The sequence below is a fragment of the Kribbibacterium absianum genome (assembly GCF_030067705.1).
In the GTDB taxonomy this organism is placed as follows: domain Bacteria; phylum Actinomycetota; class Coriobacteriia; order Coriobacteriales; family Atopobiaceae; genus Kribbibacterium; species Kribbibacterium absianum.
The window spans coordinates 178,334-194,797 of sequence record NZ_JASJEX010000004.1 but is presented as its reverse complement, the minus strand read 5'-3'; the positions used below and the strand labels follow the sequence as shown (position 1 = coordinate 194,797).

General features: G+C 60.1%; 13 protein-coding genes. 8 read left to right on the top strand and 5 right to left on the bottom strand.

Annotated features, from left to right (window positions below; translation table 11 throughout):
• Window positions 1-2: 2 nt before the first annotated feature.
• From QJ043_RS08770 to QJ043_RS08760, 3 genes are read right to left on the bottom strand one after another with little or no spacing between them, the layout of a single operon-like run.
• Window positions 3-1,022 carry a glycosyltransferase family 2 protein gene (locus QJ043_RS08770; RefSeq protein ID WP_283713328.1) on the bottom strand — a complete coding sequence of 340 codons (1,020 nt, stop codon included), beginning with the start codon at window positions 1,020-1,022 and terminating at the stop codon, window positions 3-5.
• Window positions 1,012-1,368 (bottom strand): DUF2304 domain-containing protein, encoded by a 357-nt coding sequence (locus QJ043_RS08765; protein ID WP_283713327.1) that lies wholly within the window; start codon window positions 1,366-1,368, stop codon window positions 1,012-1,014. Before QJ043_RS08765 ends, QJ043_RS08770 begins: the two co-directional genes overlap by 11 nt.
• 9 nt (window positions 1,369-1,377) lie before the next feature.
• On the bottom strand, window positions 1,378-2,061 hold the full coding sequence (locus tag QJ043_RS08760) for a glycosyltransferase family 2 protein (RefSeq protein WP_283713326.1): 684 nt from the start codon (window positions 2,059-2,061) through the stop codon (window positions 1,378-1,380).
• A 212-nt stretch (window positions 2,062-2,273) separates the two neighbouring features.
• Here QJ043_RS08760 and QJ043_RS08755 point away from each other — a divergent pair, with 212 nt between their 5' ends.
• Genes QJ043_RS08755 through QJ043_RS08740 form a run of 4 tightly spaced genes read left to right on the top strand, consistent with a single transcriptional unit; the run spans window position 2,274 to window position 7,754 of the window.
• The gene (locus QJ043_RS08755; RefSeq protein WP_283713325.1) at window positions 2,274-3,431 is read left to right on the top strand and encodes a glycosyltransferase; all 1,158 of its coding nucleotides are present in this window, start codon (window positions 2,274-2,276) and stop codon (window positions 3,429-3,431) included.
• On the top strand, window positions 3,431-4,492 hold the full coding sequence (locus QJ043_RS08750; protein WP_283713324.1) for a glycosyltransferase family 2 protein: 1,062 nt from the start codon (window positions 3,431-3,433) through the stop codon (window positions 4,490-4,492). Before QJ043_RS08755 ends, QJ043_RS08750 begins: the two co-directional genes overlap by 1 nt.
• Window positions 4,493-4,513: 21 nt before the next feature.
• A complete protein-coding gene (locus tag QJ043_RS08745; RefSeq protein WP_283713323.1) occupies window positions 4,514-6,766 on the top strand; it encodes a glycosyltransferase family 2 protein in 2,253 nt (750 codons plus the stop codon).
• A gap of 10 nt (window positions 6,767-6,776) precedes the next feature.
• Window positions 6,777-7,754 (top strand): glycosyltransferase, encoded by a 978-nt coding sequence (locus QJ043_RS08740; RefSeq protein WP_283713322.1) that lies wholly within the window; start codon window positions 6,777-6,779, stop codon window positions 7,752-7,754.
• A 454-nt stretch (window positions 7,755-8,208) separates the two neighbouring features.
• Here QJ043_RS08740 and QJ043_RS08735 read toward each other — a convergent pair whose 3' ends face one another.
• The gene (locus QJ043_RS08735) at window positions 8,209-10,275 is read right to left on the bottom strand and encodes a DUF6541 family protein (RefSeq protein WP_283713321.1); all 2,067 of its coding nucleotides are present in this window, start codon (window positions 10,273-10,275) and stop codon (window positions 8,209-8,211) included.
• Between the two features lie 24 nt (window positions 10,276-10,299).
• Window positions 10,300-12,183, bottom strand: a complete 1,884-nt coding sequence (locus tag QJ043_RS08730; RefSeq protein WP_283722801.1) for a DUF4012 domain-containing protein — start codon at window positions 12,181-12,183, stop codon at window positions 10,300-10,302.
• A 531-nt stretch (window positions 12,184-12,714) separates the two neighbouring features.
• On the opposite strand from QJ043_RS08730, the gene rfbB reads away from it, so the two are divergent.
• Genes rfbB through rfbD form a run of 4 tightly spaced genes read left to right on the top strand, consistent with a single transcriptional unit; the run spans window position 12,715 to window position 16,359 of the window.
• A complete protein-coding gene (gene rfbB, locus QJ043_RS08725; RefSeq protein WP_283713319.1) occupies window positions 12,715-13,791 on the top strand; it encodes a dTDP-glucose 4,6-dehydratase in 1,077 nt (358 codons plus the stop codon).
• 54 nt (window positions 13,792-13,845) lie between these two features.
• Complete coding sequence (gene rfbA / locus QJ043_RS08720) at window positions 13,846-14,748, top strand: glucose-1-phosphate thymidylyltransferase RfbA (RefSeq protein ID WP_283713318.1); 903 nt, start codon at window positions 13,846-13,848, stop codon at window positions 14,746-14,748.
• A 45-nt stretch (window positions 14,749-14,793) separates the two neighbouring features.
• Window positions 14,794-15,384, top strand: a complete 591-nt coding sequence (gene rfbC, locus QJ043_RS08715; protein WP_283713317.1) for a dTDP-4-dehydrorhamnose 3,5-epimerase — start codon at window positions 14,794-14,796, stop codon at window positions 15,382-15,384.
• A gap of 60 nt (window positions 15,385-15,444) precedes the next feature.
• Window positions 15,445-16,359: a dTDP-4-dehydrorhamnose reductase gene (rfbD, locus tag QJ043_RS08710; RefSeq protein WP_283713316.1), complete on the top strand. Its 915-nt coding sequence runs from the start codon at window positions 15,445-15,447 to the stop codon at window positions 16,357-16,359.
• Window positions 16,360-16,464: the final 105 nt, after the last annotated feature.

Genomic DNA, 16,464 nt, shown 5'->3' with positions numbered 1-16,464 from the left:
TCCTACCACTTGATCTCCGACGGGCTCAGCCGGTTCAGCAGATTGTAGGCGCCGAGTGCCGGCGTCATGAGGCCGGCCCGGTAGAGCCCGTGCGCGAAGGCCGCGGTTCGGAGGCCGGGATGCTTTCGGAGGGACTCTCGGCTGAGCAACGACGTGCACCGCTGCTGGGGGAACTCCCGGTCCACCGTCGTCCGGATGTCCCGGTAGGGAAGGCAGCCGCCCATGCGCGTGGGCAGCGATATTCCCAGGTGCACAAAGGCCGCAAGGTCGAAGAGCTCGAGATAGGCCGGCGACTTCGCAGCCAAACGCCGGCGAACCTCCCGCCAGGCCTCGACGGTCTGGCCAAAGTCCTCGGCCGACACCTGCTGCATGGCCGAGCCCTCCTCGACCACGTAGTCATAGAGGGGCTCTTCCGTGAACGCCACGGTGCCTACGTGCGGATACAGCTCCAGCAAAAAGAGCGCATCCTCGGCCACGCGCGGAGGGTCGGGAAGCGGCTCGAGGGAAGCCACCAGGTCGCGCCGGTACAGTTTGTTCCAGAGGGCGGTGTTCACGGTGACGAGCCAACCGGACTCGGGCGTGGCGGCCCGTGCGCCGGTGCAGAACGCGGTCATTTCCGGACGGGCCTTCTCGTGCCCGCCGAGCGAGGCTCGGCGATAAGCGCACACGGAAAGGTCGGCGTCGGTCTTCTCGGCCTCTTTCACAAGCCGCTCGACCATGGTCGGGGCAGGGAGATCCCCGGCGTCGCAAAAGGCCAGGTAGTCGCCCTGTGCGGCGTCGATGCCCGTGAACCGCGCACGGTACGCCCCGGCATTGCCCTGGTCGATGACTCGGAAGCGCGGGTCGCGCGCGGCCTGGGCTTGCAGCACCGTCAGCGAGTCGTCCGTGCTGCCGTCGTTCACGCAGAGGAACTCGCAGCGCGGGTGGGTCTGGGCGGCGAGCGCGTCGAGGGTACGCTGCAGCGAAGGGCCCGCGTTGTAGACCGGCATCACCACGCTAACGAGCGGCACCTCACTGGTCATGATCGCGCCCCCGCCCATCCTCGTTCTTGTCCAGCGCCACTTCCTCCGCCAGCTGGTCCAGCCGGTACCGCAGCACGCTGATCTTCGAGGAGTTGCGGAACTCCCGCACCAGCAACACGGCGATCACCGCCGCGAACACAAAGTTGGACGGGCTGATGAACCCAAGCAGGTGGCTGAAGAAGTACGCAATCTGCGGGAACGCCCCGATGACCACGAGCAGCGCGGCGAAGAACACCCAGAAGAGCGAGTCCTCGATCTGGATGCGGCGTTTCTTCACGGCCGAGCAGATGAGCGCCAGGATAAAGACGGCACCCAAGAAGAGCACGATTCTCTGGGGCAGGCTCATTGGGTCTCCCTACTTGAACCACTGGAAGAAGAGGATGTTGAGGCAAGTGCGCGCCATGTACTGGATCGCGCGAGCCGGCTTGAGGTAGCTCTCACCGGCGGCGCGGTCGCGCATCTGGGCGGGGACCTCCATCACGCGAGCGTTGTCCTGCGTGATGAGGATGGCGATGGAGTCGGGCTCGGGTCCGATGTCAAAGCCGCGGGCGAAGTCCTCGAAGAGGTTCCTCCGATACATGCGCATGCCGCTCGTGGGATCGGTGATGCGCACGCCCGTAGTGAGCCTGATGAGGCCGGAAATGAGCGCGTTGCCCACGTGCCGCAGCGAGTGGCCGCGATCGCCTTCGAGGAAACGGCTCGCGATCACGATGTCCGCGTCCTCGTCCTCCATGGCCTTTGCCATTGCGGGGATGTACTCGGGGAGGTGCTGGCCGTCGGCGTCGAACTGCACGGCAGCGTCGTAACCGTTGCGCAACGCGTACTTGATCCCGGCCTGGAAACCGGCCGTGAGACCGCAGTTGATGGGCATGTCCAAGTGGTTGTAGCCGTTACGGTCGCAGATTTCGCCGGTGGCGTCCCGAGAACCGTCGTTGATGACGAGCACGTCCACCTGCGGGCAGGCCGCTTGCAGGCTCGTCATGGTGCGCTCGAGGCTCTCCTCCTCGTTGTAGGCGGGCACTATGGCGAGGACCTTCAAGGGGGCTCCTTAGGGACGGCAGTGCTGGTTGCTCGAAACACGGGCTCTATCATAGCCCGGCCCATCCGGGGGCATCGGAATCCTATGGATTCTCTGGCTCTTTTGGCGCTGGAGGAACGCGGCGCGCACGCAATCGGTGCTCTGGGCAAGACGGTCCGCATTCGTCGGCGAAGCTATCAGGACCCAGAGGCCATAGAGGAGTTGCCGGCAAAGTGGTCTCAGTGCTGTTCCCGCAGTATCTTCATCTGGTTTTGTTAGGCTTCGTGCACCCAATGGCCGAGAAGAGAGACCCCATGTCCACACCCGTCGTCAGCGTGCTTGTCCCCGTCTACAACGTTGAGCGATATCTCGAGGAGTGCCTCGAGTCTCTCGTGGCTCAGACGTTCCAGGACTTTGAGGCAATCATCATCAATGATGGGTCGACAGATGGCTCGCGCGCCATCATCCAGGCGTTTTTGGACCGGGACTCTCGTTTTCGTGCCATCGATAAATCCAACTCGGGCTACGGTGCCTCTATGAACCGAGGTCTGGACGAAGCTCGGGGGACTTACGTGTCGATTCTCGAGTCGGATGACGTCATGGTGCCCGAGGGTCTTCAAGTGCTTGTCGATGCCGCGTGCGTTACCGACGCTCAGGTGGTTAAGGGCGACTTCGAGTACTACTGGTCCTCTCCTGAGCGCCATGAGAGAGCGGCCATCGTTGAGTCCGACTGGCCAGAGGGAGTTCACAACGCCCGGGAGCTGACTCAGCTCTTCGCTCTGCCTGCATCCATTTGGAGCGGCCTCTATCTTCGTGACTTTCTGCGCAAGGAGAGGATTCGGTTCTTGGAGACCCCGGGGGCGTCTTATCAGGACACGAGTTTCGCCTATAAGGTCTGGGCATGCGCTGAGCGGGTTGCGTTCGTTGATCATGTAATCATTCGTTATCGTCAGGACAACGAGAACTCCTCGGTGAAATCGCCGGAAAAGGTCTTTTGCGTGTGTGACGAGCATGATGAGGTGACGCGGTTTCTTGACGAGGACCCCGGCCGGTTCGAGGATGTTCGCGGCGCAGTGGCGTACGCAAAGTTCTTAAATTACCTGTGGAACTATGACCGCTTGGCGCCTGAGGTGCGTGGTGAGTACCGCAATCGGATTGCCGACGAGCTGCATCGGGACTGGGTCGAAGGTCGCATAGACTTCTCTTGTTTCGCACCGTGGGCCCAGGCGGACTTCCTCGAGTTGACGAAAAGCCCTGACGATTACGATGCCCGTCGCTCGGCGAATTTCCAGGGAAAGGGAGCCGCGGCTATTCTGAGTCGCTATCTTCGGGTTGGTGGCCCGAGGCTCTTGGGCAAGGCTCTTCGCGAGCGATTCTCGGAGGGGTTTTAGTGGCAGCTCCAAAGGTCTCTATCGTCGTACCGGTGTACAACGTAGAGCCCTATCTGCGCCAATGCTTCGATTCTCTAATTGGCCAGACATTGCCCGACATTGAGATTGTGGCCGTAGACGATGGTTCGACGGACGGATCTCCGGCCATCCTGCGCGAGTACTCCGAACGTGATTCCAGGATACGGGTGGTGACACAAGAAAACGCCGGTGTGTCCCAGGCACGCAATGTCGGAATCGAGAACGCATCGGGCGCCGTGCTGGTCTTTGTAGACCCTGACGACTTTGTTAATCGTGACACCTGCGAGGTCGTGTGGAATGCGTTCGCGCGGGCGGCCGAAGCGGGGCGGCCTCTGGACGTATTAACCTTCGGAGGGCGCTGTTTTCCCGAAGAGTATGCTGACCCGTGGATACAGGAACACCTGAGTCCACGAGATGCGTTGTTCGAAGGCTTCTCTCCGCAGTTGCTCTTCGAGGAGATGTCCTCCCCTTATGCGGTTCGCATGGCCGTAGATAGAGCCTTTCTGGAGAAGAACGGCATTCGATTCGACAGTCAGTGTGATTGCGGCGAGGACGAGGTATTTGCCTTTGCGTTGTACCCTCAAGCTAACCGCGTTCAGCTTTCCTCTCGAAAGCTTTACAACTACAGAATGAAGCGGCCGGGTTCGCTTACTGGGGAAGCGTTGCGAACCCCATCCGAGAAGGTTCAAAAGCACATTCAGGCTGCGAACCGGGTGTTCGCGGAGGCGGATCGTCTCGGCTATCTGCAGTCCCAGGCTGCGGAGCTCTTGAGATGGCTCGTGGAGTATGTGGGATTGCAGGCGTTGCTGCTGGAGCCATCAGAGCGCGATGAGGCATGCAATGCGGTTCGCGAACTCGCCTCCCGGTGCAGGGCTTTCGGGTACTCCGGAGTGGGATGGGGCACAGCGCTGGTTTTACGGGTCCTTTCAAAGAGACACGTGACCGAGGCCGATGCACTGGTCGCACGTTTGGCGTATCGCGTGCAGGAGAAGGGCTGGGGCTCGTTGGTAGAAGCGGTGGGACGGAAACTGAGAGGCTGCTAGCAGCTTGAAGGTTTGCCGGTGGTGGCTTGCGTCACGGACGCGGAGGCAGCGGGCCCCGCATATAATCTGCCGTCGGTAGCTATTGCCTTGGAGTTCCCGAGGATCGGTGGCGAACATTGGAAGGTGAGCGTGTTGGGTTGTCCTGATGTCTCGATTATTGTCCCGGTTTACAACGCGCACCGTTTCCTCAATGAGTGTCTTGAGAGCTTGGTGGGACAAACACTCAAGAATATCGAGGTGTTGTGCATCGATGATGGTTCAACGGACGGTTCCTCCGAGCTTCTGGACTGCTGGGTCACGCGTGATGCCCGCGTTCGGGTAACGCACAAGGCAAACGAAGGCGTTTCTGCGGCGCGTAACCTGGGTCTTGAACAAGCGACGGGCGAGTACGTTCTGTTCGTCGATGCGGACGACCTGCTGGCGGATCATGCCTGCGAGGAGCTTCGGAATCTCGCAGAAAAAGAGGTTGCCGATATCGTCGTGTTCGGAGGCAAGACGTTTCCCACGCTCGGTTGGGCGGACGCGTCATTTGCCTGTGTCAACGCCGTTGTGCGCGATGGCGTAGACGCATTATTGCACTATCAAGGGTCTTATCCGTTGATGTGCAACAAACTCTACCGTCGGAGTCTTCTTGAAGAACACCGGCTCCGTCTCGACGAGCATCTTCGCCTTGCGGAGGATCACGCGTTCCAGTTCTTCGTATTCCCCTACGCCCGGGTTGTGGCTTTCACAAAGGATCAACTTTACTTCTATCGAATCCATAAGGAAGCGGGTCTCGGGGAGTATGTGCCCAACGAGAACAAGGCGGCATGGCAGCACTTGGAGGCCGCTCGAGCCGTCCTCTCCGCGTGGCAGGAGCGTGGGCTTATCAAACAATACGAGGAGGAACTCCTCTACTGGCTGATTGCCTTCCTCTACAACATGGCGTCACGAATGACCTTCAACGAACGAGAAGAGTTTTCAGGCGAACTGGCCGAGCTCCTAGGTGTCTACCTTCCAGGCTACGGGATGGGTCTCTACCGCCTCGGGAGAGAAGCAACGCGGCGTCTGGAGTTCCTGCTCGATGCGCACGACATCATCGACGAGCCACCGCTGATGACCTTCGTTCTGTATGTCGCCGACGGAGAGCCGGCGGACGAGAAAACCTTGGGGAGCTTGGAGTACCAGGAGCAACAGAACCTTCGCATATGGGTGGAATGCGAAAAAGACCCCGATGAGTCGGTCTTCGCGTTGGCAAAGCGAGATCGTCGCGTCCGAATTCTCGATCGACCTTTTGTCGAGATGGCTTCCGAACTTGATTCCTCGAACGTGTGGCTGGTGGAGAATGGCCTGCTTATTGAGCCCACTGCCTTGAGGGAGATGAAGGGGTCGCTGCGCCCAGATCTTGAGACTGCCGAGGAGGCCGCGCCTCTGGAGGACGTTGTCTGCCCAGACCTGATGGTCTTCACAGATTCCGCTAATTACTGCGGTGTTTTTGATTCGTATGAGTACGCCGAACCTGTGCTATCTGAACCTAGCCTACCGTCGGGATGGTATCGACCTTCGGACTTTGGCGCTGGTTTTCTTGAGGCCGTTTCCATGAGTCCGTCCAACAAGGTGTTCTCCCGGAGGCTGGTGCAGGAGAGCTCTCGGCTTCTGGTGTCACAAAAACTCCGAGCCGCATCCTCGCCGGTGGTTCTCTCTACTGCGTGCTCTTTGCTCGTGCCCAGTTTCCTCTACACGCGGGTTCCGTTCTTTGCGTTCCAGGAAGTGACCGCTGCGTGTGCGGACAGGCTTCCTTGGAGCGGCATCAAAGAGGACACGCTGCTGCTCGTTGAGGCTCTGGACATGGCGCCGACAGAGGCAGCCGTTGACCGAGCGATGTGCTCCCTCGCACTTACGTATTTGATGCTTAGCGTTGGATTCGAGCGTTTTGGGCGGCTCTGTGAATTGAGTCAAGCCTTCGAAGAGGGTGGTGCGCAGCCTAGGGAGCTGCCCGAGGAGGCCTTCCATCGGGTGCTCAGCTCTTTGGCGGCACGGAGACTCTTCGAGGATGCCATGGTGTGTGCGAGAGCAGCCGAGACGGAGAGAGACCTTGCTCGTGCCCTCTGTCTCTCTCTGATGACCCTTAGCGAAGAGAACCGCCGCACAGCTCTTGTACAGGCAGAGCAGACAGCGAACGCGCAGGAGGCGCTCGACCGTTACTATTCCTCTGTGACGTATCGGATTGGGAGCACTGTGGTGGATGTGCCGAGGCGCCTGGTGCGTGCAGTGACCCGTCTGGTCAAGGAATAGGGAGGGAAACATGAAGCAGCATGCGCCCGCTGTCTCCGTCATTGTCCCCATGTACAACGTAGAGAAGTACCTTCGTCAGTGTCTCGATAGTCTGGCCGACCAGACTCTGAGATCCATCGAATTCATCTGCGTGGACGACGGATCAACTGACGCGACGCTCGCAATTGCGGAGTCTTACGCAGAACGTGACTCAAGATTCAGAATCATCTCCAAACCCAACGGTGGGTACGGAGAGACAATGAATGTGGGTCTCGACCATGCTTTGGGCGAGTACGTGGGGATTCTTGAGTCGGATGACTTTGCAGACAAGCATATGTACAAGAATCTCTACTCTTTGGCGAAGCGCCGCCATCTTGATCTTGTGAAAGCAAACTATTACGAGCATTCCGAGAAAGGCGATGTGCTGCAGGAGCCCTTCACCGAGTTCCAGTATCGTCATGTTTATGATCCGCGGGAGAGCCAGGGTCTTCTGACGGCGCTGCCGATCATATGGTCTGCACTTTATCGGCGTGATATGCTTGTCGATAATCATATTAGATTCAATGAGACGCCTGGAGCTTCTTACCAGGATACATCATTTGTGCAACAAGTATGGATGTGTGCGCGACGTGTTATGATTGTGCGCCGTGGATATATCCATTATCGCGTTGATAACGCTAACTCGTCAGTAAAATCGGACTCTAAGGTATTCTCTGTTTGTGATGAGTATGCTTTCACGAAAGCATTCATGGAGCGCAATCCAGAGCTCTTTGAACACTTTGGAAAGATTATCAATCTTCTCAAACTCGGAACATACCGATGGAATTATAATCGTATTACTGAGGATTATCACCACGAGTTCGCGAAGCGGATTTCTCAGGAGTATCGGGATGCTCGCGAGAATGGTTCTCTGGACTCCTCGTATTTCACGCCGCAGGACTGGCTTGATCTTGAGCTGTTGATGGATGATCCCGACGAGTTTGTCGTAAAGCATTCAAATGCCTGGTAGCGCGAGCGCCGTGGATGCCATTCGAAAGATGCGGCTGGTGCCGCAGCGCGAAAGCTAATCCTTGTCGAAATGACGATTCGCGACGACGCGGCTTGTGGCGCTGCACATGACCGCATGGCTAGCAATTGAGTGGCGAACAGTGGGGTATCACGCCGTCACCGCGGAGGGAGGGGTGCTGGGAGTCCGACTATTGGATTCCCAGCACCCCTTTTTCGGTCGAGCGGGGAAAGTGCGGCTCCGAATACTGCGGGCTCGATTGCCGGCCGGCCTCACCCTTGAGTCAGTGGCGACCAAGAAGCGGAGATGCCCTTGCGCGGCCTATACCGAGAACGTCGGACTCGGCGTTTCGCCGGCGAGGCGCCGAGACTGTGGAGATGCGGCTCCGACACTGTCAAGATGGCAGCGTGTCGATTCTCGCGCGGTTGCCGACGCTCCACTGGATGAGCGGATGTGATTACGCACAATCAATGCGGTATAGCCTCATGTCCCCTTCGGACAATACAAGTGAAAGGCCGGGAGTCTGATCGTGCAGCTCTGTGAGTCCGGTCCAGTCCAAATCCTCCATGGTCTCCGGGAGATAAACATTCTCTCCCGAAAGAGTGCCTTGATCTAGAAGCAGCACATACTTTGCGTTTGCGGATCGGACGTCTCTTTGCACGTTTGTATCAAATGCGATATCTTTCAACCCAGACTGGATGCTACTGACTTCATCCTTGCGAAGATCCCATCTCTTGTAAAGTACGTTCACTCCACTGACGCCGTCAGCAAAACCGCTCCCGTCAAAGGGGATGTTCACCACAACATCATCCTTAGTAATGGATTTTACCTCATTGAGAAATTGCAGCTCTTCGCCAGTGAGGCCACTTTGCGTATCTGCGAGAGTGTTCGCCTGAGCGAGCATCGTTCTTATTGCACCAAAAGCTGTCACTTGCTGCTGTAGAGAATCCTCGGATCCTTGCTGATAGCTCGGCAAGTAATTGATGGCTGAGAACGCTACGACTGTGGCAATGGCTAGAACCCTTTGCTGTCTTGTCTTCGTGTCGTTTTCGGGATTGAGGAAAACACGCCAAACGGCTTGCACGATTGCGGACAGACCAAGAGATGCGAGTGGAACTGCGGCTATCGCGACTATAGGATCAATACGATAAGAGTCGTTGTACCAAAAACCAATAAACAAGGATCGTAATGATCCGTCTCCGCAGACGGAGAAATAGTAGAATGGAAGAGTAAAAATGAATGAACCGATAGTCCATCTAACGGTGCGTGTGCTAATGCAGTACACCATGCCGCAGAAGACCATGAACGCAAAGATCCACTGGGGCGCCTCAAGCCGATTGAGGCCCATGGTTACCAGGTTGGCAAAGAACTGGCTGACGTCGCCATAGGCGGACCAGTAGGGGAAACCAACCACACCCGCGAAAGCCTTGCTTTGGTTCAAGGCAATCCAGCCTGCGCAGACAACAACAGCGAATCCGACACAGATTGCGACATGTAGCAGCCTGGCGACAGGCGGTCTGAGGCTCCAATGCTTGGGGAATGTCAGGCGGAGCAGTCGGCTTATAAGAAATGGCACCATCAAGATGACACACACGAATATCGCGCTCGGATGTGCCATCGCTGTGCCAAGAGACAGCCAGAGCGTACAGAGGATCCACCTGGGTTTATGGGTGGTCAGTCTTGAGAATAGGAGGACGAGCGCCGCCATGGCAAAGAGAGCCATGACAAGACCGGCGAGGTAGGGATAGAGTGCGCCGACGAGAAGGCGCCAGGGGAAGGCGGCGCAGGCGGGAGCGGTGAACGCTCCGCAGATGAGCGCAAGGCGCGACCCGCTACCTGCGGGGCCGGGTGTCTTGGGCCCGAGGATGGCTGACAGGAACGCAAACATCCCACATGGGAGTAGCATCCCGAGAAAAACGACAAGGGCGATGTTGAGAGCCATGGTGGGTTCGCACTGCAGCATGCTGCCTACGAGAGCTGCCGGCGTGAAGAAGAGAGGCGGATAATCGCTGAAGGGGTTGCTAGCTGAAAACAGCCCATCCTCAATAAACTGGCGAACCATCAACGGGTGATGGTAGTTGTCGTAAAACTGACCGAACGAGGCGGGGCCGTCGAGCGTCTTGACAAACACCCAGCCTGTGAGCGCCAGAGCAACAACGATGTAGAGCGCCAGTACCATAGCGTTGGATGCCGAACCGCTGCGGGGTAGTTCAGTGCGGTTGTGCTCGATGTGCTTGCCAATGATAGGCCTTGTGTCTCTAGCATTCCCATGCTTACAGAAGCGTTGCACCACATAGTAGAAGAGCGATGCAGCGGTCACTGGTGCGACCAATCCGAGCCAGGAGGTGCTCAGGCTGCCGAATGCGTAGAGGGTACCAAGCACTCCATACGAGGTGAGCCCAACAGCGGGCGCGAAGCTGAGGGCCTGCAGTCGACACATGCCTGCACCCCGGAGAAGGAGATAACCGGGGGTCCACAGCACGAGCGTGAGGAGCACCACGCCAAGGAGAAAAACCAGCCACATTCTACTAACTCCTTGCTGTAGCTTTTACTCGAACGAACGCGCGAGTGGTGTTGTTTGCAGGGTCATCGCATGGGCGGCTGTCGTTGCCGTCGTCACCTTGTACGTAATCGTTGTGGTTTCTTGCGGGTTGTCGTTCGTTTCCACGTGCACCATGTTGAAGCCGTACAGCGTGCCATCTTTGAACCATGCAGAGCCTCCAGACGTCTGCACGTCGCTGATGCGACCACCGGCCGGAGCCATAAGGAGGACGATGCTGATCATGTCGCCTTTGTCGCGCTTCAATGGGTTACCCCCCGTCACGTACGTGGGGGCTGCGATGGCTTCGGCTTCGGAGATTTCGTTCGTCACCGTAGTCGTGACGTCATAGGTCGTTGAGCCGTCTGCGTTCCGGACGCCTTCACCGATTGTTGTCCGTGTGTTGTTGTACCAGCCCATCTTTGACCACGTGTAGTCGCCCGTGAAGACACCGAGGACCGGCCGCTCCTCGTCGGTGGAGAGACTGCCGGACATGCCGAGGCTCTTCACTAGAGCCTCTTGATCCGCGTTCTTGAACCACAGCTGGAACCGGCGCTGAGAGCCTTCTTGTTGCAGCAGTTCCGCCAGCTTGAAGACATCGACCTTGTCAATGTTGCCCAGGATTGAAGAGAACGCCTGAGCCGCAGTCTCGGCGAAGAACGCGTCCATCTCTGTGTTGGAGGAGTACCGCCAGTAGGTGTCGCTCATGAGGGTCTTCGCTGCGTTGTCGCCATTGACCTCGACGCCGTCCACGATGACGGAGCTGGCGGTCGCCTTCATGAGGCTCTGCAGGAAGTTGGGGTCCACCGCGATCACGCCGTCGACGCTCGTTCCCTGGTAGTGCTCCCAGCTCTGGGCAAAGAGCGACGCTGCGCGCGCGAAGTCGGGAGATGCGGTGGCGGCGCCAGGGTTGTCATTCATGCCGCTATCGACAAGGGTCATCTCCTCCTCAGTGGCATCGGTGATGAAATCACGGCGTCCCGCAATTGTGGTGAAATCTCCAATGGTGGGCGCGCCGTCCGTGACCCAAAGGGCCCCCGAGGAGCCAGGGAAGCCGCCCGACGAGCGGAGCTCGGCGTTGTTGAGGGCCACGATTAGATAGGTCTTGGTCTGCCCGTTCGCGCCCAGCATTTCGGGCAGCTGGGGGAGAAACTGGCTTGCTTCCTGCACGAGCGTGTCCGTGGAGCTCAGGCCGTCTCGCACTTTTCCCATCGTGTCCTCAATCGATTGGACATGGAAGGGCTTCATTTGGTTGACGGTATTCGAGGTACTCTGCAAGGGATCCTTGAGCATCGAGAGCGCATTCGATAGGAGGGTCAACATATCGAGGTTCACGGAGCCGCCGCTCTGGATAAGGTCCTGGATTCTGTGGCCCTTGAGTTCTTCGGCAGCTGGGACTATGCCTGCGCTTGTGAGGTTGTCGAGCGCCGTCGTGAGCTGACGGGCCTGTGCCACGTCTGAGCCGTAGATCGGCGCGAGGGCTCCGGCGGACCATAAGGCGCTGTCAGTCTTGGTCTTCATGTTGTTCGCGGTCACTGCCAGAGACTTGGCCACGCTTGAGGTGCTCTCTCCGTCGCCGCTGAGCAGTGCCGTCCGCAGCTCCTCGAGCTGCGATGTGTAAGTAGCGACCTCCGATTTAAGCGAGCGCGCGTCGTTGAGAAGCAGTGCGCCGCAGATTCCGATTGCCACTACAAGAACAACCAAGACTCCCGCAGCTATGAAGGGCCAGCGACGTCGGGTGTGTTTATGACGGTGCGTCTGATTCGAGCGGCGCCGGCGTCCAGACTGGCCGTACGCCTGGCTCGCCGAGCCGTAGGGTAGCGGGCGAGGAGGCTGGTCAGCGCCTTCTTCGGGTGAGTCTTCCTGACGAGTGGGATTCGCGGTCTCGTCCATAGAGGGGAAGGTATAGGCAGGGAAGGAGTCCAGGGGTTCCAGCGTGCGTCTTCCACGGGGCGCCTTCTCTGATGTGCCGCGGTTTTCGTCGGAGCCGGGCGTTTTGTTCGAGTCCTGGGAGCGTGCGGGATTCGCTTGGTTTCGGGCTGCTTGCTGCTCCTGCGGATAGCGGGCACGGGGGTTGCCCCGAACGGGTCCTTGGGGGAGAGACCCTGCGGAGTCCTCTTCTGGCGTACGAAAGTGCTTCGCCATGTTCGGCATCCTTTCGGCAAGAGCTGGAGCGCAGCATCAGAGCGCTGGGAAGTGGCACAAACACTCACACAATGCCACAGCCCTAGTGGCTTAAGCCTACGTTAACAAGAACAAGATAAAGATGTTCGGTGTTGCGCCGTCGTCCGGCGTGGGGGAGTTGTTCTCTGCAGCCATGTCTACCTGTTCTTTTCGAGCATTTCTCTATGTCGTTTGGGGCGCCCCGTACCATTCCACTGACATGAAACGTTTGGTGCGTAAGCAAAGAAAGGACCGTCGCACTTGAAGACCTACCTCGTCACCGGCGGCGCCGGTTTCATCGGATCCAACTTCGTGCTCTACATGCTCAAAAAGCACGGCGACATCCGCATCGTCAACGTGGACCTGCTCACCTATGCGGGCAACCTCGAGAACCTCAAGTCCGTCAAGGACGATCCGCGGCACGTCTTCGTGCAGGCGGACATCTGCGACCGCGAGGCCATCAAGGCCGTGTTCGACGAGTACCAGCCGGACTACGTGATCAACTTCGCGGCCGAGAGCCACGTGGACCGCTCCATCGAGGACCCCGGCGCCTTCGCGGACACCAACGTGATGGGCACCGTGAACCTGCTCAACTGCGCCAAGGACGCGTGGCTCGTGGGCGGGGAGTGGGGCGACCACAAGTTCCTGCAGGTCTCCACCGACGAGGTCTACGGCACGCTGTCGCTGGACGAGCCGGACACGTTCTTCACCGAGGAGACGCCGCTGTCGCCGCACAGCCCCTACAGCGCGAGCAAGGCGTCGGCCGACATGTTCGTGGTGGCTTACCACGACACCTTCGGGATGCCCATCAACATCACCCGCTGCTCGAACAACTACGGGCCGTACCAGTTCCCCGAGAAGCTCATCCCGCTCATGATCAACAACGCGCTCCAGCACAAGCCGCTGCCGGTCTACGGTGACGGCCTCAACGTGCGCGACTGGCTCTTCGTCGAGGACCACTGCAAGGCCATCGACATGGTGGCCACGGACGGCGTCGTGGGTGAGGTCTACAACGTGGGCGGCCACAACGAGCGCTCCAACATCTACATCGTGAAGACGGTGATCGACGAGGTGGCCAAGGCCACCGGCGACGACTCGATCAACGAGTCACTCATCACCTACGTGACCGACCGCGCCGGCCACGACCGTCGCTACGGCATCGCACCGGACAAGATCCGCGAGGACCTCGGTTGGTACCCGGAGACCAAGTTCGAGGACGGCATCGTCCGGACCATCCAGTGGTACCTGGCCAACGGCCCCTGGATGGAGAACGTCACGAGCGGCGCCTATCGCGACTACTACCAGAACATGTACGGCAAGAAGGAGCAGCTCGCCTAGGAACGGGCCGGCCGTGCCACAAGCGCTCGCGCGAGGCACGGGGAAGGAGCACCAATGAAGGGCATCATCCTCGCCGGCGGGTCGGGCACGCGCCTCGCGCCGCTCACGGACGTCACGTCCAAGCAGCTGCTGCCGGTGTACGACAAGCCGATGGTCTACTATCCGCTGTCCGTGCTGATGCTGGCCGGCATCCGGGACATTCTCGTGATCTCGACGCCGCAGGACCTGCCCAACTTTGAGCGCCTGCTCGGCGACGGCTCCAAGTTCGGGGTTCACCTGAGCTACGCGGTGCAACCGTCACCGGACGGCCTCGCGCAGGCCTTCGTCATCGGCGAGGACTTCATCGACGGCGAGCCCTGCGCGCTCGTGCTCGGCGACAACATCTTCTACGGCAACGGCCTGCGTGGCCTGCTCCGCGAGGCCGTCCGCCGCGCGGAAGAGGAGGGCGGCGCCACCGTCTTCGGCTACCACGTGGAGGACCCTGAGCGCTTCGGCGTGGTGGAGTTCGACGAGGGCTACAACGTGATCTCCATCGAGGAGAAGCCGGCGGAGCCCAAGAGCAACTACGCGGTGACCGGCCTCTACTTCTACGACGGGCGCGTGTGCGAGCTGGCGAAGCAGGTCAAACCGAGCGACCGTGGCGAGTACGAGATCACCGACCTCAACCGCCTGTACCTGGAGGACGGATCGTTGAGCGTCGTGACGCTCGGCCTCGGCTATGCGTGGCTCGACACCGGCACGATGGAGAGCCTCTTCGACGCGAGCAACTTCGTACGCGCGGTGGAGAAGAGCCAGGGGCTGCCCGTCTCCATCCTGGAGGAGATTGCCTACGAGAACGGCTGGATCGACCAGGAGCAGCTCGTCGCGGCCGCGGAGCGCTACGGCAAGAGCGCCTATGGCCAGCACCTGCGCGAGCTGGCGGCCGGTCGCATCATGCCGCACTCGCACCGCGACTAACCTGCACAAGGGGACGGAGCACGTTTACAGCTAGATTGGACCTTTATGCCTGACACCATCACCTCCGGCAACTTCACGTTCACCAAGACCGCCATCGACGGCGTCACGGTGGTGGACGCCAAGGCCTACGGCGACGACCGCGGCTACTTCATGGAGACCTACAAGCGCGAGGACTTCGTGGCCGGCGGCATCGACTGCGACTTCGTGCAGGACAACCAGTCCGCGAGCGCCCAGGGCGTGCTCCGCGGCCTGCACTTCCAGATCGAGCACCCGCAGTCCAAGCTCGTGCGCGTGGTGGAGGGCGAGGTCTTCGACGTGGCCGTGGACCTGCGCCCCGGCTCGCCGACCTTCGGCCGGTGGGAGGGCGTCGTGCTCAGCGCCGAGAACCGCCGCCAGTTCTTCGTGCCGCGCGGGTTCGCCCACGGCTTCTACGTGATGAGCGAGAAGGCCGTGTTCTGCTACAAGTGCGACGACGTGTACCGCCCGGGCGACGAGGGGGGCCTCATGTGGGACGACCCCGCCATCGGCGTGGAGTGGCCGCTCGTGGAGGGCGTGGAGGTCAACCTGTCCGAGAAGGACACCAGGCACGCGCCGTTCGCGCAGTACTGCGCCGAGCGGGGCATCGAACTGAAATAGATGTGCAAAAAGGGACTGTCCCTTTTTGCACATCGTCGCCAATCAATGGAAGGGGCGCCCATGAGCGTCAACGGCATCGAGAAGGTCCTCATCACCGGCGCCAACGGCCAGCTGGGGAGCGAGCTCCAGTCCATCATCGCGTCCGGCACCTCGCCCATCGGCGCGATCGACCCTGGCTGGGCGGACGTGGAGGTGGTCGCCAGCGACGTGGCGGGCGACGGCCTTGTGCCCCTCGACATCACGGACGCTGAGGCCGTGGCCCAGTTCGTGGCCGACGGCGACTTCGACGCGATCATCAACTGCGCCGCCGCCACCAACGTGGACGGCTGCGAGGCCAACCCGGAGTTCGCCCAGAAGCTCAACGCCGACGCCGCCGCGAACCTCGCGAAGGCAGCCGCCGACAGCGGCGCGGTGCTCGTCCATGTGTCCACTGACTACGTGCTCGCCGGCACCGACCCCATGCCGCAGCCCGAGGACGCCCCGGCGAACCCCAACACCGTGTACGGCTCCACCAAGCTGGACGGCGAGAAGGCGGTCCAGGAGCTCGCCCCTCGGTCCTTCATCCTGCGCACCGCGTGGCTCTACGGCACCCGTGGCAACAACTTCGTGCGCACGATGGTCAAGCTCGGTCGCAGCCACGATCAGATCACCGTGGTGGACGACCAGCACGGCTCGCCCACGTTCGCTGGCGACCTGGCCCACGAGATCCTCGCGCTGCTCGGCACCGAGAACTACGGCCTGTACCACGCGACCAACAACGGAGCCACCACGTGGGCGGACTTCGCGCGCCGCATCATGGCCAACGCCGGCCTTGCGTGCGAGGTCAAGGGATGCACCACCGAGGAGTGGGGCGCCCCGGCCCCGCGGCCTGCCTGGTCGATCCTCGACAACAAGCACCTGCGCGACACCATCGGTGACGACATGCGCAGCTGGGACGTCGCCCTCGACCAGTTCATGGAGGACGTCGAGCTGTAGCGGGCGCCCACAATCCAAGAAATGACGAGGCGGGGCGGTCGAGAGGCCGCCCCGCTCGCCACCGCGCGCATGTGATGCAGCGCCCTTCAAAGGGACTGCCCAACG